This window comes from Shewanella avicenniae (genome assembly GCF_017354945.1).
GTDB classification, from domain to species: domain Bacteria; phylum Pseudomonadota; class Gammaproteobacteria; order Enterobacterales; family Shewanellaceae; genus Shewanella; species Shewanella avicenniae.
In genome coordinates this window covers 49,096-71,590 of sequence record NZ_CP071503.1, presented here as the reverse complement: position 1 = coordinate 71,590, position 22,495 = coordinate 49,096, and the positions used below count along the sequence as shown (strand labels likewise).

20 protein-coding genes and 1 tRNA gene are annotated in these 22,495 nt (G+C 50.5%); 10 read left to right on the top strand and 11 right to left on the bottom strand.

Annotated elements, in window-relative coordinates:
* Positions 1 to 162 precede the first annotated feature (162 nt).
* From cysP to JYB87_RS00330, 4 genes are all read left to right on the top strand, one after another.
* Positions 163 to 1,170: a thiosulfate ABC transporter substrate-binding protein CysP gene (gene cysP, locus JYB87_RS00345; protein ID WP_207354955.1), complete on the top strand. Its 1,008-nt coding sequence runs from the start codon at positions 163 to 165 to the stop codon at positions 1,168 to 1,170.
* A 166-nt stretch (positions 1,171 to 1,336) separates the two neighbouring features.
* A complete protein-coding gene (gene cysT, locus JYB87_RS00340; protein ID WP_207356553.1) occupies positions 1,337 to 2,182 on the top strand; it encodes a sulfate/thiosulfate ABC transporter permease CysT in 846 nt (281 codons plus the stop codon).
* A gap of 9 nt (positions 2,183 to 2,191) precedes the next feature.
* Positions 2,192 to 3,058: a sulfate ABC transporter permease subunit CysW gene (gene cysW / locus JYB87_RS00335; RefSeq protein ID WP_207354954.1), complete on the top strand. Its 867-nt coding sequence runs from the start codon at positions 2,192 to 2,194 to the stop codon at positions 3,056 to 3,058.
* Positions 3,055 to 4,185, top strand: a complete 1,131-nt coding sequence (locus tag JYB87_RS00330; RefSeq protein ID WP_207354953.1) for a sulfate/molybdate ABC transporter ATP-binding protein — start codon at positions 3,055 to 3,057, stop codon at positions 4,183 to 4,185. The genes cysW and JYB87_RS00330 overlap by 4 nt, the downstream gene beginning before the upstream one ends.
* Before the next feature lie 121 nt (positions 4,186 to 4,306).
* On the opposite strand, the gene JYB87_RS00325 is transcribed toward JYB87_RS00330, so the two are convergent.
* The 3 genes from JYB87_RS00325 to plsB all read right to left on the bottom strand — a co-directional run bounded on the left by JYB87_RS00325 (position 4,307) and on the right by plsB (position 8,180).
* Positions 4,307 to 4,380 (bottom strand) — tRNA-Gly (locus JYB87_RS00325).
* A 129-nt stretch (positions 4,381 to 4,509) separates the two neighbouring features.
* Positions 4,510 to 5,757: a tryptophan permease gene (mtr, locus tag JYB87_RS00320; protein WP_207354952.1), complete on the bottom strand. Its 1,248-nt coding sequence runs from the start codon at positions 5,755 to 5,757 to the stop codon at positions 4,510 to 4,512.
* A complete protein-coding gene (gene plsB, locus JYB87_RS00315; protein ID WP_207354951.1) occupies positions 5,757 to 8,180 on the bottom strand; it encodes a glycerol-3-phosphate 1-O-acyltransferase PlsB in 2,424 nt (807 codons plus the stop codon). Before plsB ends, mtr begins: the two co-directional genes overlap by 1 nt.
* 143 nt (positions 8,181 to 8,323) lie before the next feature.
* On the opposite strand from plsB, the gene lexA reads away from it, so the two are divergent.
* Both lexA and JYB87_RS00305 read left to right on the top strand, forming a co-directional pair.
* On the top strand, positions 8,324 to 8,944 hold the full coding sequence (lexA, locus tag JYB87_RS00310; RefSeq protein ID WP_207354950.1) for a transcriptional repressor LexA: 621 nt from the start codon (positions 8,324 to 8,326) through the stop codon (positions 8,942 to 8,944).
* A complete protein-coding gene (locus JYB87_RS00305; RefSeq protein WP_207354949.1) occupies positions 8,941 to 9,411 on the top strand; it encodes a cell division inhibitor SulA in 471 nt (156 codons plus the stop codon). The genes lexA and JYB87_RS00305 overlap by 4 nt, the downstream gene beginning before the upstream one ends.
* A gap of 216 nt (positions 9,412 to 9,627) precedes the next feature.
* Here the strand turns inward: JYB87_RS00305 and JYB87_RS00300 are convergent, their stop codons facing one another.
* The 4 genes from JYB87_RS00300 to JYB87_RS00285 all read right to left on the bottom strand — a co-directional run bounded on the left by JYB87_RS00300 (position 9,628) and on the right by JYB87_RS00285 (position 14,014).
* Positions 9,628 to 11,346 carry an ArnT family glycosyltransferase gene (locus tag JYB87_RS00300; RefSeq protein WP_207354948.1) on the bottom strand — a complete coding sequence of 573 codons (1,719 nt, stop codon included), beginning with the start codon at positions 11,344 to 11,346 and terminating at the stop codon, positions 9,628 to 9,630.
* Entirely contained in the window at positions 11,343 to 12,047 is a 705-nt protein-coding gene (locus JYB87_RS00295; protein WP_228729910.1) for a TVP38/TMEM64 family protein, read from the bottom strand. The genes JYB87_RS00300 and JYB87_RS00295 overlap by 4 nt, the downstream gene beginning before the upstream one ends.
* The gene (locus tag JYB87_RS00290) at positions 12,019 to 12,756 is read right to left on the bottom strand and encodes a glycosyltransferase family 2 protein (protein WP_207354947.1); all 738 of its coding nucleotides are present in this window, start codon (positions 12,754 to 12,756) and stop codon (positions 12,019 to 12,021) included. Before JYB87_RS00290 ends, JYB87_RS00295 begins: the two co-directional genes overlap by 29 nt.
* Before the next feature lie 202 nt (positions 12,757 to 12,958).
* Complete coding sequence (locus JYB87_RS00285) at positions 12,959 to 14,014, bottom strand: polysaccharide deacetylase family protein (RefSeq protein ID WP_207354946.1); 1,056 nt, start codon at positions 14,012 to 14,014, stop codon at positions 12,959 to 12,961.
* 21 nt (positions 14,015 to 14,035) lie between these two features.
* Here JYB87_RS00285 and JYB87_RS00280 point away from each other — a divergent pair, with 21 nt between their 5' ends.
* Positions 14,036 to 15,376, top strand: a complete 1,341-nt coding sequence (locus JYB87_RS00280) for an MATE family efflux transporter (protein WP_207354945.1) — start codon at positions 14,036 to 14,038, stop codon at positions 15,374 to 15,376.
* Positions 15,377 to 15,463: 87 nt separating this feature from the next.
* Here the strand turns inward: JYB87_RS00280 and nfuA are convergent, their stop codons facing one another.
* Both nfuA and JYB87_RS00270 read right to left on the bottom strand, forming a co-directional pair.
* The gene (nfuA, locus tag JYB87_RS00275) at positions 15,464 to 16,042 is read right to left on the bottom strand and encodes a Fe-S biogenesis protein NfuA (protein WP_207354944.1); all 579 of its coding nucleotides are present in this window, start codon (positions 16,040 to 16,042) and stop codon (positions 15,464 to 15,466) included.
* A 141-nt stretch (positions 16,043 to 16,183) separates the two neighbouring features.
* Positions 16,184 to 16,960 (bottom strand): ComF family protein, encoded by a 777-nt coding sequence (locus JYB87_RS00270; protein ID WP_228729909.1) that lies wholly within the window; start codon positions 16,958 to 16,960, stop codon positions 16,184 to 16,186.
* Between the two features lie 21 nt (positions 16,961 to 16,981).
* On the opposite strand from JYB87_RS00270, the gene bioH reads away from it, so the two are divergent.
* Both bioH and JYB87_RS00260 read left to right on the top strand, forming a co-directional pair.
* Positions 16,982 to 17,773: a pimeloyl-ACP methyl ester esterase BioH gene (gene bioH / locus JYB87_RS00265; RefSeq protein WP_207354943.1), complete on the top strand. Its 792-nt coding sequence runs from the start codon at positions 16,982 to 16,984 to the stop codon at positions 17,771 to 17,773.
* Between the two features lie 44 nt (positions 17,774 to 17,817).
* Complete coding sequence (locus JYB87_RS00260) at positions 17,818 to 18,342, top strand: hypothetical protein (RefSeq protein ID WP_207354942.1); 525 nt, start codon at positions 17,818 to 17,820, stop codon at positions 18,340 to 18,342.
* Positions 18,343 to 18,438: 96 nt separating this feature from the next.
* Here JYB87_RS00260 and JYB87_RS00255 read toward each other — a convergent pair whose 3' ends face one another.
* A complete protein-coding gene (locus JYB87_RS00255) occupies positions 18,439 to 20,784 on the bottom strand; it encodes a Tex family protein (protein ID WP_207354941.1) in 2,346 nt (781 codons plus the stop codon).
* A gap of 174 nt (positions 20,785 to 20,958) precedes the next feature.
* Positions 20,959 to 21,522, bottom strand: coding sequence for a NapC/NirT family cytochrome c (locus JYB87_RS00250; protein WP_207354940.1), 564 nt, complete (start codon positions 21,520 to 21,522; stop codon positions 20,959 to 20,961).
* Between the two features lie 497 nt (positions 21,523 to 22,019).
* On the opposite strand from JYB87_RS00250, the gene JYB87_RS00245 reads away from it, so the two are divergent.
* On the top strand, positions 22,020 to 22,442 hold the full coding sequence (locus JYB87_RS00245) for a hypothetical protein (RefSeq protein ID WP_207354939.1): 423 nt from the start codon (positions 22,020 to 22,022) through the stop codon (positions 22,440 to 22,442).
* The last annotated feature ends 53 nt before the right edge of the window (positions 22,443 to 22,495 follow it).

The window sequence follows — 22,495 nt, the reverse complement described above, 5'->3', positions numbered from 1 at the left end:
AGACGGTTATCGGTCACAAACACGGCGATTTTTGTCGGCGACATACAATTATTCGCTAATAGTTATTCCAAAAAGCTCTAGATACACATCTTCTTATAAAAAATCACATCTATTACTCTATATCGCAACACACTGACGCTGTTGTCAGATTAAGGAGTAAAAATGTCAGTCAAATTGATAAAGGCCCTAGTGGGAACCCTGTTTCTGGGCACCTCACTCAACGTGGCAGCCGCAGATCAAACACTGCTGAATACCTCTTACGATATCGCGCGGGAGCTGTTCAGTGCCTATAACCCTGTGTTTGCTAAACACTGGGAAGAGAAAACCGGTAAAACTGTTGAAATCAAACAGTCGCACGCAGGTTCATCAGCGCAAGCGCGCTCGATTCTGCAAGGTTTACCTGCCGATGTGGTGACCTTCAACCAAGTGACCGATGTGCAGGTATTGGCTGATCGTGGCAAGTTGATCCCAGCAAATTGGCAACAACTGCTGCCGAACGCTAGTTCACCTTACTACTCCACCATCGCGTTTTTGGTGCGTAAAGGTAATCCGAAGCAGATCAGCGATTGGGGTGATTTGACCAAGGATGACGTAAAACTGGTGTTCCCTAATCCTAAAACCTCAGGTAACGCTCGTTATACCTACTTAGCCGCCTTGGGTTATGCACAAAAGCTGTATGGCAAAGACGATCAAGCGGCGTTGGACAAGTTCCTCAAAACCCTGCTGGGCAACGTAGCGGTATTTGATACGGGCGGCCGTGGCGCGACTACCTCATTTGTTGAGCGTGGTATTGGTGATGTGTTGATTACCTTTGAATCTGAAGTGAACAACATTCGTCAACAATACGGTACTGACGACTACCAAGTTGTGGTGCCTAAGACCTCGATTCTGGCAGAGTTCCCAGTAGCCGTGGTGGAGAAAAACGCCAAACGTAACGGTAACGAAGAACTGGCAACCGAGTACTTAAGCTACCTGTACAGCGAAGAAGCACAACGTCTGCTGGCTGGGTTTAACTACCGTATTCACAACGATAAAGTGAAAGCGGAATTTGCCGAAAAATTCCCAGAAGTTGACCTGCTGACCGTAGAGAATATCATCGGCGGTTGGGACAACGCGATGAAAACCCAATTTGCTAACGGCGCTAAGCTGGATCAACTGTTGAAGCGCTAAGCGCTCGGGTTGATAAGCAACTTCCTAGACCTAGGCCAGTCCTGGGTCTAGTGGTCTGTAACTGATAGGTTTTTATTGGTCGTTTTTAACAACGGTATGCAAGCAGTCAATCGAATTTGAAGCTGCGATACTCAAATTCAATGAACGATATGTGGTGGCTAATTCTGTGATGTTGAATAACGGGCGCTTGCGCCATAAACGGGTGTTACCAGGGTTTAGCATCAGCTTAGGGGTGTCCTTGCTGTTTGTTAGCTTGATCCTGCTGCTGCCCACCACCGGACTGATCATGCAAACCAGCACCATGAGTTGGGCGGAATATTGGAACGTGGTTGCCGATCCGCGTGTGGTGGCCAGTTATAAAGTCACCCTGCTTTCGGCATTGGCCGCGTCAATATTCAATTGCTTGTTTGGCCTGTTATTGGCGTGGGTGCTGGTGCGTTATGAGTTTCCCGGCAAACGTCTGTTGGATGCGTTAGTGGATCTGCCGTTTGCGCTGCCAACGGCCGTGGCGGGGATTACCCTAGCCACCCTCTATGCGGAGAACGGCCAAATCGGCAGTCTATTAGCGACACTAGGTATTAAAGTCGCCTACTCGCCGTTAGGGATTGTGGTGGCGATGGTGTTTACCAGTATTCCGTTTGTGGTGCGCACCGTGCAGCCGGTGCTAGAAGAGTTATCCCACGATGAAGAAGAAGCAGGTATGACGCTCGGTGCGTCAGATGCTGCGGTGTTCTGGCGCATTATTCTGCCGTCACTGTGGCCCGCCTTGATGGTAGGTGCAGCGTTATCCTTCACCCGCAGCTTAGGCGAATTTGGCGCGGTGATTTTTATTGCTGGCAACATGCCCTATATCAGCGAAATTACCTCTTTGATGATTTTCGTGAAGTTGCAGGAGTTTGATTTTGCCGGTGCCAGCGCGATTGCTTCGGTGGTGTTGATGACCTCGTTATTACTGCTGCTGTTGATCAACCTGTGGCAAGCGCGTTACCTGCGCCGTATTCGTGGACGTTAAGGAGCGCAGATGAGTTCATTTAAACCTGCCAGCGTAGGCGATGCGCCGCTCATCAAATGGTCGCTGATCACCCTTGCTGTGTTACTAAGCTGCCTGTTTTTGTTGGTGCCGCTGGCGAGTATTTTCCAACAGGCCTTTGCTGGCGGTGTGCAGCAATACCTCAACCATTTATCTGACCCAGATTCACTGCATGCGATCGGGTTAACACTGATGGTGGCGGCGCTAACCGTACCGATTAACCTGGTGTTTGGGGTACTGCTGGCATGGTGTGTCACCCGGTTTGAATTTCCCGGGCGCAAAATTCTCATCACCTTGATGGATATTCCGTTTGCAGTATCGCCAGTGGTGGCCGGTTTGCTGTATCTGCTGCTTTATGGCAACAGCGGTTGGTTAGGTGAATGGCTGTTTGAACACGATCTGCAAGTGATGTTTGCCTGGCCGGGCATTCTGCTGGTGACCATCTTCGTCACCTGCCCCTTCGTGGCGCGTGAGCTGATCCCGCTGATGCAACAGCAGGGCCCGTCTGAAGAGGAAGCGGCGGTAATTCTCGGTGCTTCGTGGTGGCAATTATTCCGCCGCGTCACCCTGCCCAATATCAAGTGGGCACTGATTTACGGGGTGATCCTCACCAATGCGAGAGCCGTTGGCGAGTTCGGTGCGGTGGCCGTGGTGTCTGGCAATATTCGCGGTGAAACCAACACCCTACCGCTGCACGTGCAGCTGCTGTATGAGGATTATCAGGCTGAAGCGGCCTTTGCCAGCGCCTCGCTGTTGGCATTAATCGCCCTATTTACCTTGTTGTTAAAAGCTATCGTGGAATGGCGCCAACAACGCAGTTTATCCGCCCATAACGATAATGAGCAGAGCCAATTATGAGTATTCGTCTTGCTAATATTTCCAAAAAATTTGGCCAGTTTCAGGCACTGTCGCCGCTCAATCTTGATATTCAAGAGGGAGAGATGATCGGGCTACTGGGGCCTTCTGGCTCAGGTAAAACCACCTTGCTGCGTATTATCGCTGGGCTTGAAGGGGCGGATAGCGGCCAACTTTATTTTGGTGACCGGGACGTTACTCAAGTGCATGTGCGTGAACGTCGTGTGGGTTTTGTTTTCCAAAACTACGCGCTGTTTCGCCACATGACGGTGGCAGAAAACGTCGCCTTTGGTCTGCAAGTGATGCCACGAAAGCAACGGCCATCCGCCGCAGAAATCAAACAGCGGGTGAACCAACTGTTGGAAACCGTCCAGCTGGCGCATTTGGCACAACGCTACCCAGAACAACTCTCTGGCGGGCAAAAGCAGCGGATTGCGCTGGCACGCGCATTGGCCACGCAACCTGAAGTGCTGCTGCTGGATGAGCCATTCGGCGCATTGGATGCCAAGGTACGTAAAGAGTTACGCCGTTGGCTGCGCAGCCTGCATGACGAACTCAAATTCACCAGCGTGTTCGTGACTCACGATCAGGACGAAGCATTGGAACTGTCTGATCGGGTGGTGGTGATGAGCAACGGCCATATTGAGCAGATCAATGCCCCTGCGGAACTGTATGCGCAGCCCAACAGTCGCTTTGTGTTTGATTTTCTCGGTAACGTTAACGTGCTGAATGTCGATTGGCAGCAAGATCACTGGCGCAACGGAGAAGCATTTCTGGTACCGCCCGAACAAACTGAGCTGCAGCAAAATGGCGTGTTATACGTTCGTAGCCACGAACTGGAATTAGCCGACAAACCGAATAGCCAAGCCTGTTTGCCGTTTGATGTAGTGGCGGTAACCGCAATTGGTGCCGAAGCGCGTGTTGAACTGGCGCCGCGCGGTTGGGATAGCGATGAGTTGTGGGAAGCAACATTCAGCCATCAGCGCGTGAAACAGTTGGGGCTAACAAAAGGCAGCCAAGTATTTGCTACGCCGCAAACCGGTTACTTCTTTGGTGAGCAAGGAGCAACCACCCCAAGTCGGCTTAACTGGCCGTTCCTGCCGCCGGGCAGCCTAGTATTCGATATCTAAGCGCACGCCAACAAAGATCAAGCCACTGTTATTTCTGCAAGATGCAGTAATCACAGTGGTTTTTTATTGGGCTAACCATCAAAAAATTGCCGGATAAAAAAGAAATTTCAGCGGAGATCATTGGAGCGGGTGAAGGGAATCGAACCCTCGTATGCAGCTTGGGAAGCTGCCGTTCTACCATTGAACTACACCCGCGAGAGAACAGCGTGACGCTGTGCGCTTAAATTACTGCAACCAAAAAAAATGTCAAGCAGGTCATTAAGTTAACGTTTACCTTAAGTTGACTAGCGCTGCTTTTATCGCCGCGCTAGTCACCCCGCAGGCTTAGCCGTGGTACACAGGTAGAATGTTGGCCATCGATAACAGATGACACACCGCAGTGACCACACCAAAGAGCACCACAATCACAATCAGCGGTGTCCCGCCTGGCACTCTAAAGCCTTTGGCTTCAGCAAATAGCTGACGTGAACGATAGGCCATCAGGGCTGGCACAATGACTGCCCAAATGGTGGCCGCTAAACCGGCAAAGCCAATCGCAATCAAAAAGCCATCAGGGAATAACACGCCCAGTATGGTCGGCGGCACAAAGGTCACCAGTGAGGTTTTGATACGGCCGCTGCGGCTATCATCAAAGCCAAACAGATCCGCCACATAGTCGAATAACCCCAGCGTCACCCCAAGGAAGGAGCTGGCCACTGCGAGGTTAGCAAACAGGGTCAACATGCTGTTCATCAAGTCGCTGTCGACCACGTTTTGCAGCGCGCCCACCAGCACGCCCATGTTGCCACCGGCGGCAATTACCTCAGCAAATGAGCTACGGCTGAGATTGCCCATGGTGGCAACCATCCAGCCGAGGTAAATCACCAGCGCAAACGCGGTACCTATGCTGATCGCTTTAACAATAGTCTTGGGCTGGCGACCGTAATATTTCATCAACGATGGCACATTACCGTGGTAACCAAAGCTAGTGAGGCCGAAGGGAATGGCGGCCCACAAGTAAGGCGAAAACACTTGCTCACCATCCGGTTGCCACAGCTTGACCGGATCGACTTCCAGCCACAGATTGCCGATGGCCAATACGAAGGAGATCACCATGCCGCCAATCATAATGGTGGTGAAACGATCAACCGCTTTGGTCGACACCATCACCACTAACGCCAGCACAATGGCGAACACTAACGCCGCCATACTTTGTGGCAGATCTAGCCCTGAAAATGAAATCGCATGATTTACGATGGAACCGCCGCCACTGATGTAGGCGTAGGTGAGAATGTAGAGCACAAAGGCGATAGAAGCGCCATTGACCACCCGCCAGAACTGGCCGAGGGTTTTGCGGGTTAAGGTGTCAAAGCTGGCACCCGGTTCAAAATGCAGGTTGGTTTCGAGTAGCAGTAACCCCGACATCCACATGCAGAACCACACACCGACCAGCATGATCGCGGCATAACTAAACCACATGCCGGCGCCAGTCACAGGTAGCGAAAACATACCGGCACCGACCGTGGTACCGGCAATAATCATCGCCCCGCCGATCAACGACCGCGGCGAATCAGGGCTGTTGCTGTGCTTCATCAACTCTCCTGTTGGACTTCCGCACTGGCAACAATTGTTTGACGAACTTGAGGCGTCAATAACTGGTTAACTAGATCGCGCACGGCGGAAATCTCATCCATATTGTTGTTATTGTTGAGATACCCAAGCTCTTTGAGTTTTATACTGAGCATTGAGTACAACTTCTTGTCGTAGAATTCCGGTGCTGTTATGCCATGCAAACGGCCGAGTCGGCTGGCCAAAAGATGGCTTTCTAACTCTAAATCGCCACGCTCAATTTGCGGATTGGCTGCCAGCAGGTTGAAGATCATCGCGTAACGTTGCAGCGTTTCACTCATCACTTCGGCCAGCAGCGTCAGTGGCAGCTCGCCTTCTGGCGTTACGCGCCATTGCTGATCATCACCGCTGATAAAGCCCATAGACGCAAATCGTGCCAGCAATTTATCGGCATATTGCTGTACCTGTTGGCAGCCCATAAACAGCTCGGCTTTCAACAATGGATACAGGCGTTGCAGCACCTGATGCATCTGTTCGCGATTGCTGTTTTCAAAGCCAATTAGGCAACATGCTAACAATGAGGGAATCGCAAACAGATGAATGATGTTGTTTCGGTAATAAGTCATGGTTACCGCAACATTTTCATCAATGGACACTATATCGCCAATTCCATCATTTTGAATACAGAATTTTTTAAGATCTAAGCCCTGTTGCAACAAGGCGGCACCATCACCCTCGGCAACCGAGATAAAACCTGTGTAAGGCACTTGTTTTAACAGATCGAGATAGAAGTTAAGTTGGTGCTCCAGCTTGCCACGCTCAAGTGCGTTTTGTTCGGTCGCCAATAACACTGTGCTGGTGAGGGTGACAGCGGTTGCGGCGGCGGCATCATTGATGCGCGTCATCACTTTCGTTGCCAGCGAATTGACCGCAGGGGTTAGCCAAGCAGGCTTTTGCTCAGACTCAGGATCAATATTGCGCCAGTCCGGCTGCTTTTCAGTGAGGAATTGCTGCAAGTTAATAGGCTCGCCAAAATTCACATAACCTTGGCCGAAATTGCCCAGCTTACGGATCGCGCCCAGCACCTGCCACACCGATTCCTTTTTCTTCTCGGAGCCGCGCAGCTCCTTCAGATAGGTGGCCACTTCCATCACATGGTCATAACCCAAATAGACTGGCACCAAAGTGACGGGGCGTTCAATGCCGCGCAACACTGAGTGCATGGTCATCGCCAGCATGCCGGTCTTGGGCGCTAACAATCGCCCAGTACGCGAACGGCCACCTTCGGTGAAATACTCCACCGAATAGCCTTTGGCGAATAAGCGGTCGAGGTACTCTTTAAACACCGCTGTATAGAGCTTATTACCATTGAAACTGCGACGAATAAAGAAAGCACCACCGCGGCGGAACATAGGCCCTGCGGGCCAAAAGTTAAGGTTGATCCCCGCAGCGATATGCGGCGGTACCATCCCTTGAAAATAGAGAATGTAAGACAGCAGCAGGTAATCCATATGGCTGCGGTGACACGGCACATAGACAATTTCATGGCCGTCATGATGCAATTGGCGGATCTGCTCAGCGCCCTTAATGTTGATCCCGCTGTAGAGTTTGTTCCACAACCAGGTCAGCAAACGCTCAGAGATGCGGATCAAGCTGTCAGAGTAATCCGCCGCAATCTCATCAAGATATTTTTCTGCGACGTGGCGCGCTTCTGATTGAGAAATCTTCTTCGACGCCGCCTCTTCGTTGATCGCTTCTTGAATATTGTCACTGCGCAGCAACTCGGCAAACAGTGCTTGGCGATTAGGCAATACTGGCCCGGTCATCACTTTGCGTTGACGGCGGAAATGCACCCGTGCTACCCGCGACAGTTTATGGGCAATCGCCTCGTCGGTGCCATGTTGCTCGGCCATCACCCGCAATGACACCGCATTGGCAAACTGAACAAAGTTGTCGCGGCCGAGGAATAAAATCATCAGAAACTTGCGCAGCCAGCTTGGGCTTTCACGCTCAAATACGGCGGCGCGCATGGTGTCATCTTCTTTACCCGGGGTACGTCCCCAATAGAGGCTCACCGGCACCAACTGCACATCCAACGCGGGATCTTGCTGGTGCAAGCTCAACAACTGACGAAAAGTGCTGAGATAAGCGTGATTCTGCTTACGGGCACCGAACAAGGGTTTGGCATCTTCCAAACACAACACCCGTGGTAGCGAGTGCTCAGCCAAGCTCAACGCTGAGTACGGGCTCGGCATTCCCAGTTTGTAGGTCACATCGGCCAGTGCGGCTTTATCGCTGCACGATTCGGTCTTCATCACATAAACAACCGGACGGTCACGATCGAGATTGAGGTCTGCGAAAGGATCTTGCGGCACCACCACTGTGTGCACCAATTTACGTTGAAGCCAGCGAACGGCAGACAGCCAGAATGAGGTATGAGTTGACATGTTTCTATAAAACCTACGTTTGATGACCATAGAATACCAGAATCCGTCCAGCGTGCGTTAACGTGCTACCAATTGGTTAATAGTTGCACGAAACTAAATACTGTATATACTGACAGGTACTGTATGAAAAAACAGGATTTATCATGAGACCTCTGACGCCAAGACAATCGCAGATCCTTGATCTGATTAAGCGCAACATCGCCGAAACCGGCATGCCGCCAACACGTGCTGAAATCGCGCGTCGCTTGGGCTTTAAAAGTGCCAATGCCGCCGAAGAGCACCTAAAAGCGCTCGCCAAAAAAGGCTGTATCGAAATTATGCCCGGTACCTCGCGGGGGATTCGTCTGCCACAAGAAGAGATGGCGGATGAGGAACAAGGATTGCCGCTGATCGGCCAAGTGGCTGCGGGTGAACCGATTCTGGCGCAAGAGCATATCGAGCAGTTCTACCAAGTTGATCCTATGATGTTCCACCCCAGTGCAGACTTTCTGCTGCGGGTACGCGGCGACAGTATGAAGGATATCGGCATTCTAGAAGGTGACCTACTTGCGGTTCACAAAATGCAGGAAGCCCGTAACGGCCAAGTGGTCGTTGCCCGCGTCGAAGATGACGTGACCGTGAAGCGCTTCGAACGCAAAGGCAATGTAGTCTATCTGCACGCTGAAAATGAAGCCTACAAGCCAATTAAAGTTGACCTAAGTGAGCAATCACTCACCATCGAAGGTCTAGCAGTTGGCATTATTCGTAACGGAGATTGGCTATGAGTATGTTGCAAGGTAATGCCCCGCGTCACCCCGGCTTATGGCGCGATAGCGAAAGCAGCGATGTTAATGACGTTGGCGTGTCGAATCTGCCGTCCAGTAGCAATGGTCGCCGCGAGCTGCAACAACTCAGCAGCCAATTAGCGCAACTTAGCCAACAAGGGCGCTGGATTGTGTTAATCAATCCCGGCTTTGCAGGCTACAAAACCATTTTGGCGAATGCTGGTGTACGAATGGATCGGGTGCTGCAAGTACATGCGCGTGATGAAGTGGAAGCGTTGTGGGCGACCGAGCGCGCGCTCACTAGCGGCACCACGAGTGCTGTCGTGAGTTGGGTAGATCAACTCGACCATAAAGATAAGCGCCGCCTGCAATTGGTGGCCAAGAGCGCCCGCGCATTGGGCATAGTGCTAGAAACGCACGCGGCCACAGAGTTGCAATCCAGTTGCTGGCTGCAAGCGGTACACTAACGATACGTCTTCCAGTGACCGGTGACGGGGCGAGTAGCTAGGCAATCAACGCTGACTCAATGGAAGCCAGTGCCACGACATAAATGCTGCTCATTCAATCAGTGTGCCACCCAATCTAATGAAAAAGCCGTACAGAGTCAGAGGCTGTACGGCTTTTCTATTTCAACTCAATGGTTGCTGAAAAAAATGAGCAGTTGCTGAAAATAACCTGCAGCGTTACTCCTGCATCCACGCCCCCGGTTTATGGGTAAAGAACACAGTGGTCACCTCGGGTGCGGGGCAATCTGGCATCCGCGCATCAGCGCCAAGTAGAAGCCAGCTTTCACGATGGGCTTCGCCCATATCCTGCCCTTTGCTCATATCAAAACACTGCAGCTTTTCTGAGGCTGGCACTAACAAGTAGCGATTCGCCTGCTGCTGTTGCCACTGCCACGCGTTGCGCTCTTGCTGCTCAACAGGCGCCAGATAACTGAAATGAGTGATGTCGATCGGTGAGAACAAAATGAACTGCTCTTTGAAATCGATCAGTCCTACCTGCCCATCGCCCACCACTGCAGCTGTTTGCTGCATGACATCTTTTGGCGTCCGCATATGTTCCAGCAAACCATACCCCCAAGTGCTGTAGAGCGCCCAACCAAAGATGGAGATAACGCCCGCTTGCAGCAATGCAGCTTGCTTACGTGCGAGTAACAAAAGTAGCAACCAGCCAAGCGCCATGCTCAGGGTAAAATAGCCCACATGGCTTAAGTCATCGGTGTAGTCAGCCAGCTTTTTCACAATCGCCGGATGATCCAACATCGCGCCAATCGCCAGCAGTAAAATCACCACGCCGAACAACCACAACAAGCCCTGTAGCAGACGCTCAAACCATTTGCACTGACTCACTTGCTGCAACGCGGCCGCAAAGGCTAAACACGCCATTGGCAATGCAGGCAGAATGTAGACGTTACGTTTACCAGGGCTCAGACTGAAAAACAGGATCACCAGCGCCACCCACAACAGTAAAATGGCAATACGCGGATCAGCTTTGATACTGGCGACCAGTTGCTTCCAATAAGCAATGGCCAGCAGGGTAAGCGGTAACCACATCCAGGGGATCACCGACAACATAAAGAAATACCACGGCTTAATATGGTGCCATGCCGCCACATAACGCTGACCGGTTTGCTTGAACAAGATGTTATTCATATAGGCCAAGTGCTGCGCATCGCCCGAGCTCAGTACGGTGACGACCATCGGCACTAACCAGCAGCCAATCACCGCCAGCATCACCACTGGGCCTAATGCGGCTTTCCAGTGCCAACGGTCGCGATACAGGCCAGTGCGCCATGCATAAACGCCTAACGGCAGCAGCATGAGTAACGGCAGAAAACCAACACCTTTAGTGATAATCCCCAACCCCATGAATGCCCATGAGATGAAGTACCAACGCCAACTTGGGCCAACAAAGAAGTGCCGGATCAGGCCATAACAGCCGACAGTGATCCAACACATCACCATAGCGTCGATCTGCGCGGCCTTAACTTGGATCAGAAACTGCGGCACCAACAGCAGCAGCAACGCAGCGTTACGCCCGGTGCGAACATTCCAAATGCGCGCTCCGAGGTCAAATACCAACATAGTGGTCAACAGCCCGCACAGCGCATTAGGGATCAGAAATGCCAGCTGCAGATTTCCAAGCAACTGGTAACACAGCGCAATCGACCACATAAATACCGGCGGTTTATCGGGATAAAACTCGCCGCCACGGGCAGGAAATAACCATTGACCGCTGGCCACCATCTCCCGCGCAACTTCCACAAACCGTGGTTCATCCGCAGGCCATGGGGAACGCAACCCAACCCCGAGCATCACCATAATGAGGGTGAGCACAAACAAAGCCCAAAAAGTACGGCGATAATCGTCCGACTCAAAATAACGTTTCAACAAGGTCATGCTTGGGTCTCTTTTTCTTCCGCAAGAATATCTGCCATGGTAGGTTGCACGCGACGACGATAGAGATATGTGCCAATCAAGCTGGATGCCACCAGCAAAATACAGCTAAACAGCAAGGTAAAATGATCTGAGAAGCCGATGCCGGCACCAGCGCTGGCGAAAATGAAAGTTTGTGGTAAGTAACCGATAAAACTGCCGAGGAAAAAACCGCTCGATGGGGTATGGGTTGAACCTGCTAACAGGTTAGTCACCAGATTACTGCCCACTGGCAAAAAGCGAATGATCACCACTTTGAGCCACGTCTTATGGCAAATAAACTGCTCGAACTTCTTGGTTTTTTTACCAAAATGACGATTCACTAACCCTTTGACGGTAAAGCGCGCCACATAAAAAGTAACGCTACAGCCAACAATCGCGGCCAGTGCCGCCATCAAGGTGCCGAGCGCTGAACCTAAGGTGTAACCGTACACCAGCGCCACCAGCTGCCGTGGTCCACCCACCGCCATAAATAGCACTGCGCAACCAAACACCATGGCATCACCACTGATGCCATCTTGATTGATTAACTCTGCTACCCAATGTTTATCGGTGAGATGCTCAAACCATCCTGTTTCTACCAGCAGTGCCAGCAGCACAAAGATCAGGACAGTAAACAGGGATTTGCCAAATTGTTTACTTGTCAGCAGCGAGACTAGTTTCAATCTGTTTGATCTCCGCAATTTTGGCTCGACGGATTAACCACATAACACCGAGGATATCGACAATGCCGACCCAAGCACGGTTCCAAGCAGTATATTTAGATACGCCTACCTGACGATCACGATGGTTAACCACCGAAATTTGCACTTCACCGCCCATTCGACGAACCAATGCCGGAATATAGCGATGCATGTGATTAAAGTACGGCATCTTGATAAAGGTTTCTCGTGGGAACAGCTTTAATCCACAACCGGTGTCAGGTACACCATCGTGCAACATTGCGTTACGTACTTTGTTGGCAAAGCGCGATTGGAACCGTTTCCATGCGGTATCTTTGCGGTTTTTACGATAACCCGCGATACAGAAATCTTTTGCTGTAATTCCTTTCGCCAGTGCAATCATGGCAGGAATATCTGCCGGATCATTCTGACCATCGGCATCTAGGGTAACAATCCACTCACCGGCGGCTTGTCGTACTCCCGTCCAGACTGCAGTACTCTGCCCAGTGCTCTGTTTATGGATGACGGCTTTTGCCGCACAACCTAATGCATTTGCGGTGTTCACCACTTCGGCCGCGGTACCATCAGTACTACCATCATCGACCACAATCACTTCGAACGGCGTAAGCGCATTAAGTGCTTGATGAATTTCGGTAATCAGTGGACCTATGTTACCCGTTTCATCTTTGGCAGGAATTACTACAGAAATCAAAAAGTTGCTCCTAAAGATCCTAAAGATCCTAAATTGCTCGCCGCAAAAACCTCGCCACACTAGTGGCGAAGTCTTATCAAAAGCTTAAGTAAGCAGAATTAAACAGCAGATTCAGCTAATTGGCGCTCACTATACTACAAAATTGTTAACAGAGTTTTATGACAAACAACAGCTATTTTGGTTCTGTTAACTTAGCAATAGCTTATTCTTGCACCCACGTACCATCGGCCAGAGGACGAACCCACGGCTGACTAAACCAGTAGTAACCTGACTGGGATTTGCTCGGCGCGGTGCAATTGTAACGAGAACGCCCTGCGGGCAAAGGTTTTTGCGCTTGAATTGTGAAGGTGTCGGCATCAACCCAAATGGGTAACTGCTTGCCCTGCCCATGCACAAAACAGGTAAGTTGCGATTTTTGAATATCATCCATGACGATTTTAAGGCTTAAAACGGGTTGCGTGTCGCTCAGATCAAGTTGTGGATTGGTGGGTGTTTGGGCGATCACCGGCATATTCAACGAATTCAGTTTGGCCTTGAGCGTTTCCATGTTGGCATAGGCGCCTGCCACCGGAAAACGCGGAATGGCGGTTAAATCTGAATATTGCCCCGCCGCTCCGCTTTGTTGGCCTACGCCGATATAGCCCATCTGCTGCAACAACTGCTGCAAATCAGTATTGTATTCGCCATAGGGATACGCCAAGGTTTTAACGCTTTGACCAGTATGCTGTTTAATCGCCGCCTCAGTACGTTCTAGATTATCGCGGATCCGCGCCAACCATTGCTCACGGTTTTCATTGGGCAAACGGCGGATCAGATGCTCATGCCCCCATGAATGATTTGCGATCGTTGCGCCAGCATCCGCCAACGCCTGCAACTGGTTCCAATCCATCATCTCGCCAAAGCCTTTCTCAATCGGCTCGATCGCGACAAACAAGGTGAACGGAAAGCCATATTTACGCAAAATAGGCGCCGCGTTTTCCGCAATGTTGCGGTAACCATCGTCAAAGGTGATGGCGACAGTTTTCGCGGGCAACGCTTTGCCTTGCTTAATGGCAGCGATAACCTCGGCCAACGGCACCACATTGAACTTTTGCTGCGCCAGATATTGCATCTGCTCATTAAACTGAGCCGGTGACACACTGGTGACCGCGGGTGAAGTTTCAGACACATGGTGATATTGTAGAATAACCGCAGCACTGGCCACTTTCACCGGCATTAGCGCCACCACAAACAGTGCCAAACACAACCTAATCAACATGTTAATTTATCTCCAAAATCCATGAATAAGCGCAGTTTTGTCTCAACTCAGCAACGTCATAAAAAGTTACTCGCACTCGCGCTGCCGATGATTTTGTCGAATATCACCGTGCCATTGTTAGGCTTAGTAGACACGGCGGTGATTGGGCATCTGAGTGACGCAGCCTACTTGGGCGGCGTGGCGGTTGGTGCGACGATTATAACATTGATGTTGTGGTTAATGGGATTCCTACGCATGTCCACCACAGCTTTAGTTGCACAAAGTGTGGGGCGGCGTGACAACGCCGCGCAGCTGCAAATATTGCTGCAATCAAGCCTCATCGCCTTAGTCATTGCGGCGCTATTTTTACTGCTACAGTGGCCCATTTGGCAGTTGGCAATGCAGTTTAATGATGCCAGCAGCGACGTACGTCAGTCCGGTCATGCTTATTTTAACATCCGTATTTGGGGTGCGCCCTTTGCGCTGTTGAATATGGTGCTGCTGGGGTGGTTGATGGGGCGGCAACAACCTAAGGCAGCCATGTGGCAATTAATCATCGCCAACAGTGTCAATATCGGGCTCGATCTGTTGTTTGTGATGGGCTTCGGCTGGGGTGTGCAAGGAGTAGCGTTTGCCTCTGTGCTTGCCGATATTATCAGTACATTGGTGGCACTGTTTTTTATCAAGCAGCTGTTGCCACAACTAGGCGAACTGCCGCTTAAGCCACTCATTCGCGCGCTCAGATTGGTCGATTTCAGCAAACTATTACGCCTGAATCGCGACATTTTTATTCGCAGTTTATTTTTACAATTAACCTTTGCGTTTATCACCTTTGCCGGTGCCAGCCTCGGTGATAACACAGTCGCCGCTAACGCAGTCATGCTCAATCTGCTACTGCTGATCTCCTATGCGCTAGATGGCATCGCCTATTACGCCGAAGCCGAAGTTGGCCGCGCCACCGGTGAACACAGTTACCCAGAGTTACATGCCACGGTATCGTTGGCATTTATCTGGTCGGCAGTGGTCGCCGTGATGTTTTCTCTCGGATTTTGGCTGTGGGGCACGCAATTGATTGGTTTGATGACCTCAATTGAGGGCGTGATTACCGCAGCAAGCGCCCTGCTACCCTGGTTGATTGCCCTGCCGATCTTGTCGTTTGGCTGCTACCTGTTCGATGGAGTGTTTATTGGTGCCGCCAAAGGTCGCATCATGCGTAACAGCATGATGGTCGCCAGTGTTGGGGTATTTTTACCCTTATGGTGGCTCACTCAAGCTTGGCACAATCAGGGATTATGGCTGGCGCTGTCAGGCTTTATGCTGGCGCGTAGCGTAAGTCTCGGCGGCTATTACTGGTGGCGACGTCAGCAGTTTTTAGCGCCTTAAGCTAATTTCAGTCGACAAAAAAGGCGCTCACGCGCCTTTTTTTTATCTGCCTTTTCAATCAGTTTGATTGAGCAATAGAGACAGAGCTTATTGGAACGAGTGCTCGCCATGCTGATGGTCGGTAGCATCTTTCACTGCAGTCAGTTCGCCAGCAAAACGCTCCAGCATCTGCTTTTCAATACCATCTTTTAGGGTCACATCAACCATTGAACAACCGTTACAGCCACCGCCGAATTGCAACACGGCAACACCGTCGTCAGTCAGTTCGACCAACATGATGTGACCACCGTGGCTGGCCAACTGCGGGTTGATTTCAGATTGGATCATGTATTCGATGCGATCACGCAGCGGCGCATCATCATCCACTTTACGCATTTTGGCATTTGGTGCTTTCAACGTCAGTTGAGAACCCAGTTGATCCGTGGTCAGATCGATACTGGCTTCTTCCAAAAATGGTGCGCTTTTCTCGTCAACCATGGCATTAAAGCCATTAAATTCAATTTCGATATCGTCAGCTTCAACTGCATCGGGTGGGCAGTAAGATACGCCACACTCAGCCTGTGGAGTACCTGGGCTGATAACAAATACGCGGATGTTAGTGCCTTCTGGCTGGTCAGCCAGCAGCTTCACAAAGTGAGCCTGAGCTGCTTCAGAAATACTGATCATGAAAACCTGCTCCATCAGGATAAACCTGAGTGATTTAGTAAGAATTGCTCACTATGATACTCCTGATAAACGCCGCTTTGTAGTCCCATTAACATACGAAACTGCATAGCGTCTTGAAAAAATCGCCCAGTGCCCGGCTGATTAGGATTTATCCTGCAGTGATGGAGCCTCTGCGCGAGCTAAACACCACACCTGCACACTAGGTGCCGAGGCACGCAGCACCCGCGCAATGGCATCAACCGTACTGCCCGTCGTCACCACATCATCCACCAAGGCTATTCGCTGATAGGGCAAAGGGCGGGTTAAGGCAAACGCATCCGCTAAATTTTGCCGCCGTTGTTTACCAGAGAGTTGTGCCTGCGCAGGAGTATGTTTGACACGGATTAACAGTTGGTCATCCATCGCAATACCGAGCCGTGATGATAATGCATGAGCGATTAGCCACGCCTGATTGTAACCACGACTGCTTAGTCGCTGTCGATGTAACGGCACCGGCAGCAACACTTGTGGCAAGCTGAGTAGCTGCTGCTGACAAAGCGACTCGATGCGTTGCGCTAACGCCTCAATCAATGCTGGCATGGCGGCAAACTGTGCTTGGTATTTGATCGCGGGGATCAGCCGCCCGAGCATAGTGTGATAACTCGCTGGCGCAACGACAGGAATGGGGCGCGACTTGATGCAGCCACCACAATACTCTGCAGCTACTTGCATCACTTTACCGCAACCAAGACAGATATCGGTATCATAAAGGCAGCTGGTTAAACACGGCTGACAGATGCCACGCTGCTGAGCAATCATTTGCGAGTCGATAGTGGGTGACGCTGGCTTTGTCAGAATGGTCTGATGACACAGTAAGCAGCGGTTGGGTAAAATGTTCGCCAATCGGGCCCAGCGAACCGCAAAATAACGGCTAACCATAACTCATCCTTGAGCGTAGTAATGACTTCGACATCCCTGTTCTATCATGCCGTGGGTAACGGCCAACCTTTGGTGTTACTGCATGGTTGGGGCGTTAACAGCAGCATCTTTCTGCCCTTGCTTGAGCATTTGCATCAGTATAGTTGTCTCGCCATTGATCTGCCGGGCTTTGGTGATAGCAATGCTGTTGAAGGCGATTTTGAAGAGTGGGTTGATGCCATCGCCGCACATATTCCGTCGCAGTCGTTGGTACTAGGCTGGTCGCTCGGCGGATTATTGGCAACGCGTATCGCGCAACGCTATCCAGACTTGGTCTCAGGGTTGATTACTGTTGCCTCTTCGCCCTGCTTTCTTGCTGAGCCAGAGCAACAATGGCCGGGGATCGCTGCGCCTGTGTTACAGCAATTTGAACAACAGCTCCTCCAAGATCTGCCAAAAACCGTAGAACGCTTTTTAGCCCTGCAGGCGATGGGCAGCGAAACAGCTCGCGACGACATCAAACGTATCCGAGAGTTAGTGCTCGCGAGACCGCAACCTCAAGCAAGCGCGCTGGAACAAGGATTAGCGATGTTAGGTTCGGTCGATCTGCGAGATTCACTCAAACAGGTGAACAGCCCTTGGTTAAGAATATGGGGCAAACTTGATGGTTTGGTGCCACGTCGAGTCGTACCACTACTCAACACAGAGATGAACCAAGGCGTTGACGCAACAGACGTGATCATCAACAAAGCCTCACATGCGCCGTTTATCTCGCACACGGATGAATTTTTACGCCATTTTCAGCAGTGGAGCATGCAAAAGGGTTTTATTTAAGCCGCTGTTTGACTAGAATTTAGTCAACTCAGTGAGGTTTCAGCATGCAAGTTATCTCTAACTATCCGCAAATTCCGATCGCGACCAGTAATCCCGCGACCGATGTTGCGCGCGCTGAAAACTTACAACGTCCGCCGGTGATTCCACCACAGCAAGCCACCAGCAACCATGAAGAGCGCGCGCTTAATTCGCAAAATGAACGCGCTAACGTACTTGCCCAGCAACAAGCACGACAGGCGGATACCATTCATGAGCGGCAACAATCCAATCAGCAACAGCAGCAGGAACAAGGTGGTCAGCAACAGCGCCAACACCAAAGTAAGGCGCAGATGCTGCAATTACTGTCGCCCTCTAAACCGGCATTTGATAGACGCGACATTCGCAATCGCGTTGCGGCAGACTTTAGCAGTAAAGGCAAAGCCAATGAGGCCACCAATGGCAGCGATGCTACTGCCGCGCGGCCAACTCAGCAGCAAGGTATTTATCGCCAATTTGGGCAGCATATTTCTCAGTTTTATCATGCCCGCAGCGAGCCGCTGCGAGAAGCTGGATTGTCGACCACCGCCTAACCTTTGTGATGCTGCCAGCGACCGTGGTCGGATAATGAAGGAATAACGAACAGATAATACCCATAAGAAAAAAGCCGGCGATGCCGGCTTTTTAGTTTATTTCTTCAGTTTGGCAAACGCCTCAGCAAATGCATTTCCCATTGCCGCATTGACCTGTTTCGGCTTTTCCGGGCGCTTTTGCGGTTTCGCTTGGCCTTGATTTGGTTTATGCGGTTTCGCGGCTTTATCATTCCGTGCTGGCGCGGCTGTTTTTTCAGCAGGCTGTTCATCCAAGCGCATCGTCAAACCGATACGGCGGCGCTCAACGTCAACTTCCATCACCTTCACTTTGACCACATCGCCCGCTTTCACCACTGAGTGCGGGTCACTGACAAATTTATCGGTCAATGACGAGATATGCACTAAGCCGTCTTGATGTACACCGATATCTACAAAGGCACCAAAGTTGGTCACGTTGGTGACTACGCCTTCCAGAATCATCTCTGGGCGTAGGTCTTTGATCTCTTCAACGCCTTCTTTAAAGGTCGCCGTTTTAAATTCACCGCGCGGATCTCTTCCCGGCTTATCCAACTCTTTCAAAATATCGCTGATGGTGGGCAGGCCAAATTCAGCGGTAGTAAATTCGCTCGGATTGATCGCATTAAGCACGCTTGAGTTGCCAATCAACTCGGCCACTGGGCTATTTTTCGCATCGGCGATCTGCTCCACCAGCTTATAAGCTTCAGGGTGCACGGCAGAGGCATCTAACGGGTTTTGACCATCGCGAATACGCAAAAAGCCAGCAGCTTGCTCAAAGGCTTTTGGCCCTAAGCGCGGTACGCCGAGCAACTCTTTGCGGCTATTAAAGCGGCCGTTTGCATCACGAAAATCGACAATGTTTTTTGCCAGCGTGCGGTTTAGCCCAGCCACTTGACTAAGCAAGGGTACTGACGCCATGTTGACATCCACACCTACGCTGTTAACACAGTCTTCCACCACGGCTTCGAGTGACGATGACAGCTGACTTTGGCTCACGTCATGCTGATATTGCCCCACCCCAATCGATTTCGGCTCGATTTTTACCAGCTCGGCCAGCGGATCTTGCAGACGTCGGGCGATAGATACTGCGCCACGCAACGACACATCGAGATCTGGAAATTCATTGGCAGCCAATTCAGATGCAGAGTACACCGATGCCCCCGCTTCGCTCACCACTACTTTGGTCAAGCTCGGCACTTCAGCTTTCACTTCGGCAATCACTTCGGCGGCTAAACGATCCGTTTCGCGCGACGCGGTACCGTTACCAATCGCAATCAGCTCAATGCTGTGCATTTTGACCAGATTAGCCAAAGTACGCACAGATTTATCCCACTGATTTTGCGGTGCATGCGGGAAAATGGTGGTGTGGGCCACCAGCTTGCCGGTATCGTTCACCAATGCCACTTTAACCCCAGTGCGTAAGCCGGGGTCGAGCCCCATGGTGGCTTTGGCGCCTGCAGGAGCTGCCATCAGCAAATCGCCCAAATTACGGGCAAACACTTTAATGGCTTCACTTTCCGCCACTTCACGCATCTGGCCGATAAATTCAGTTTCCATCTGCAGCGCAATCTTGATTCGCCAAGTCGCTGTTACGACCGTGCGCAACCAGCTATCAATAGCGCTATCACTCAGCGACAGACGTTGATGGTCCGCGATGATCTGTTCGCAATAACTACCACTGCCGTCATTGTTAGGATCGGCATTGATGTTGAGCGCTAACACGCCTTCATTGCGACCACGCAACATAGCTAACGCGCGATGAGAAGGCACGCTGGCCAGCGGTTCTGTATGTTCAAAATAATCGCGGAACTTGGCACCGTCCTTCTCTTTACCTGAGACCAACTTGCTTTCAATGACGGCGTTATCGGCAATATAACGGCGCACCTTCGCCAGTAGCTCGGCATCTTCGGCAAAGCGCTCCATCAGAATATAGCGCGCGCCATCTAATACGACTTTGGCATCAGCGAAGCTGGCTTCAGGGTTCAAGAAAGCCTCGGCTTCTAGCTCAGGCATCACCGAGTCGTCGCCCGCGGCAGCAAACAATTTGTCTGCCAACGGCTCGATGCCCGCTTCGATGGCGATTTGGCCTTTGGTACGGCGCTTTGGTTTATAAGGCAGATAGAGATCTTCGAGGCGAGTTTTGGTGTCGGCATCGTTTAATGCGCGTTGTAACTCGGGGGTCAATTTCCCCTGCGCCTCAATCGAGGTGATGATCACCTGACGACGCTCATTAAGTTCGCGCAGATAGCCCAAGCGACTATAAAGAGTACGCAGTTGGGTATCATCTAAGCCGCCGGTGACTTCTTTACGGTAACGCGCGATAAACGGCACGGTTGCGCCTTCATCTAACAGCGTGATAGTTGCGGCTACTTGCTGCTCACGAACCTGCAGCTCTTGAGCGATTATTTCAGCAATATTGTGCATAGTGCGAATCGTCTGAGTATGGAGTTATCGAAATTTGCGCCAACAATAACATAAGGCTTAGCAAAGTTTCATGGGCGATAAGTCGCAATCGCTGCTTTGTTCAGCCGCTGTACTTATTGCAGGCAATAAAAAACCGGCGCCTAAGCACCGGTTTTTCGGAGAAGAAGGTTAGGATTAACCTTTAGGATAAACGTGTGCAACACCTTTGTGGCAGTCCACACAAGTCTTACGTTTGTCTTCTTCTTTCTTGAAGTTCATTTCATGCATTTTCTTCGCAATCGTCTTCATGCTTTCTGGCTGATTGGTGTAAATGCGAGTATGGCAATGTTGGCAGTTGTCAGAATCATTGCTGCGGAAATATTTCAATGCATGATCAGCTTGTTCTTTACGGTTTTCATCCAACCATGCTTGAGTGTTGAAACCATCGATAGTCAGGAAACCGTACAGGTCTTTAGACACGATGATTTTCTTCACTAAATACTTCACAGGGTTGTGCGGTAAGTGACAGTCCTGACATTGTACAGTCACACCAGCACGACCGTTGCCGTGAGCAGAAGCCATCACTTCGTCACGCAGTGAATGGTTGCTGTGGCAAGACATACAGAATGCATCTGAACTTGTCGCATGAAGGGTTTGCTGAGTAGCAAAGTAACCTACCACACCAACTACAATACCGATCACCAACAGTGACAGGATGGAAAATTTCGCGCTAGGTTTGAATAGTGCACGCCAATTCATCACTCTTCTCCAAAATATTTTTTATTAATCACTATCTGAAATAGGGACCCCTTTTAAGGCTTTCGATTATAAACCAACTTTTGTACGTTAAATGGGACTTAAAAATCGAAAATGAGAGCTATCTCTAACTCTGCTTTAAAATAGAGCGAATATTGCTAACAGAATGCTACGACTGGGTTTTTCTGACGAAATGTGACACAAGTTGGACAACAATTCTTTGTTTGCCGCATTGATCACCGACAAGTAATTAAGCTTTTTAGTAAATTTTAATATACCTATTATTGCTGACTTATTCGCCAAACAGCTCAGACTCAATTCAATATTACAGTTTTTGAATATTTATAAGCTTTTGTGAAAACGATCAGTTTTAAGTGATTGCTAACTGCACATTGCGTCATATATTGTATAAATGCTTGGCAAGGCAAATCTCGATTACCCAGAGTAATTTGCTCCACCAAACAGCAGCGCAGGCTCTATCTTTGGAAATGTTTATTAATATGCATAGCATGACTCGTCACATTCAGACACTGTTGCTATTGCTCGCATTTGTCGGGCAAGGGCTGCTGTCGAATGGCCATGTGATGATCGCACCTGCAAACGCCCAAGAGATGGATCAAATGATGATGACACATCATCAAATGAACCCTGTCACCGTCCACACCAACTTTGACATGTCTGATTGCTGCGATGGCGAGCAGGCAACCAAAAGTGTGCTTCCCGATGCGCCAACTCATCATTGTTGCGATGGCAAAGGAATGTGTAAAGGCAACTGTCAATGCTTAGTGGTGTCGGTTGCAGGATACCTGATGTCTGCACAAACGCCGTCGAGTCATCCGTTACCCGAAGGCGCAATTGCGACTCCTGCACCTCATTTTTCCTCTATCGCTGCCAATCCAGCATTTAAACCACCAATAGCCTAATCTCCACGGCACACGTGTGCCCAAAATCTGCTGAAACACTCTATAAAACCCAA

Bases quoted from the DNA above. Each gene is read 5' to 3' on its own strand.
- cysP (WP_207354955.1), top strand. From the start codon at position 163: ATGTCAGTCAAATTGATAAAGGCCCTAGTGGGAACCCTGTTTCTGGGC.
- cysW (WP_207354954.1), top strand. From the start codon at position 2,192: ATGAGTTCATTTAAACCTGCCAGCGTAGGCGATGCGCCGCTCATCAAA.
- JYB87_RS00270 (WP_228729909.1), bottom strand. From the start codon at position 16,960: ATGGTTAGCCGTTATTTTGCGGTTCGCTGGGCCCGATTGGCGAACATT.
- plsB (WP_207354951.1), bottom strand. From the start codon at position 8,180: ATGTCAACTCATACCTCATTCTGGCTGTCTGCCGTTCGCTGGCTTCAA.
- JYB87_RS00245 (WP_207354939.1), top strand. From the start codon at position 22,020: ATGCATAGCATGACTCGTCACATTCAGACACTGTTGCTATTGCTCGCA.
- JYB87_RS00280 (WP_207354945.1), top strand. From the start codon at position 14,036: ATGAATAAGCGCAGTTTTGTCTCAACTCAGCAACGTCATAAAAAGTTA.
- JYB87_RS00300 (WP_207354948.1), bottom strand. From the start codon at position 11,346: ATGACCTTGTTGAAACGTTATTTTGAGTCGGACGATTATCGCCGTACT.
- mtr (WP_207354952.1), bottom strand. From the start codon at position 5,757: ATGAAGCACAGCAACAGCCCTGATTCGCCGCGGTCGTTGATCGGCGGG.
- JYB87_RS00260 (WP_207354942.1), top strand. From the start codon at position 17,818: ATGCAAGTTATCTCTAACTATCCGCAAATTCCGATCGCGACCAGTAAT.
- bioH (WP_207354943.1), top strand. From the start codon at position 16,982: ATGACTTCGACATCCCTGTTCTATCATGCCGTGGGTAACGGCCAACCT.
- JYB87_RS00305 (WP_207354949.1), top strand. From the start codon at position 8,941: ATGAGTATGTTGCAAGGTAATGCCCCGCGTCACCCCGGCTTATGGCGC.
- nfuA (WP_207354944.1), bottom strand. From the start codon at position 16,042: ATGATCAGTATTTCTGAAGCAGCTCAGGCTCACTTTGTGAAGCTGCTG.
- lexA (WP_207354950.1), top strand. From the start codon at position 8,324: ATGAGACCTCTGACGCCAAGACAATCGCAGATCCTTGATCTGATTAAG.
- JYB87_RS00285 (WP_207354946.1), bottom strand. From the start codon at position 14,014: ATGTTGATTAGGTTGTGTTTGGCACTGTTTGTGGTGGCGCTAATGCCG.
- JYB87_RS00250 (WP_207354940.1), bottom strand. From the start codon at position 21,522: ATGAATTGGCGTGCACTATTCAAACCTAGCGCGAAATTTTCCATCCTG.
- JYB87_RS00330 (WP_207354953.1), top strand. From the start codon at position 3,055: ATGAGTATTCGTCTTGCTAATATTTCCAAAAAATTTGGCCAGTTTCAG.
- JYB87_RS00255 (WP_207354941.1), bottom strand. From the start codon at position 20,784: ATGCACAATATTGCTGAAATAATCGCTCAAGAGCTGCAGGTTCGTGAG.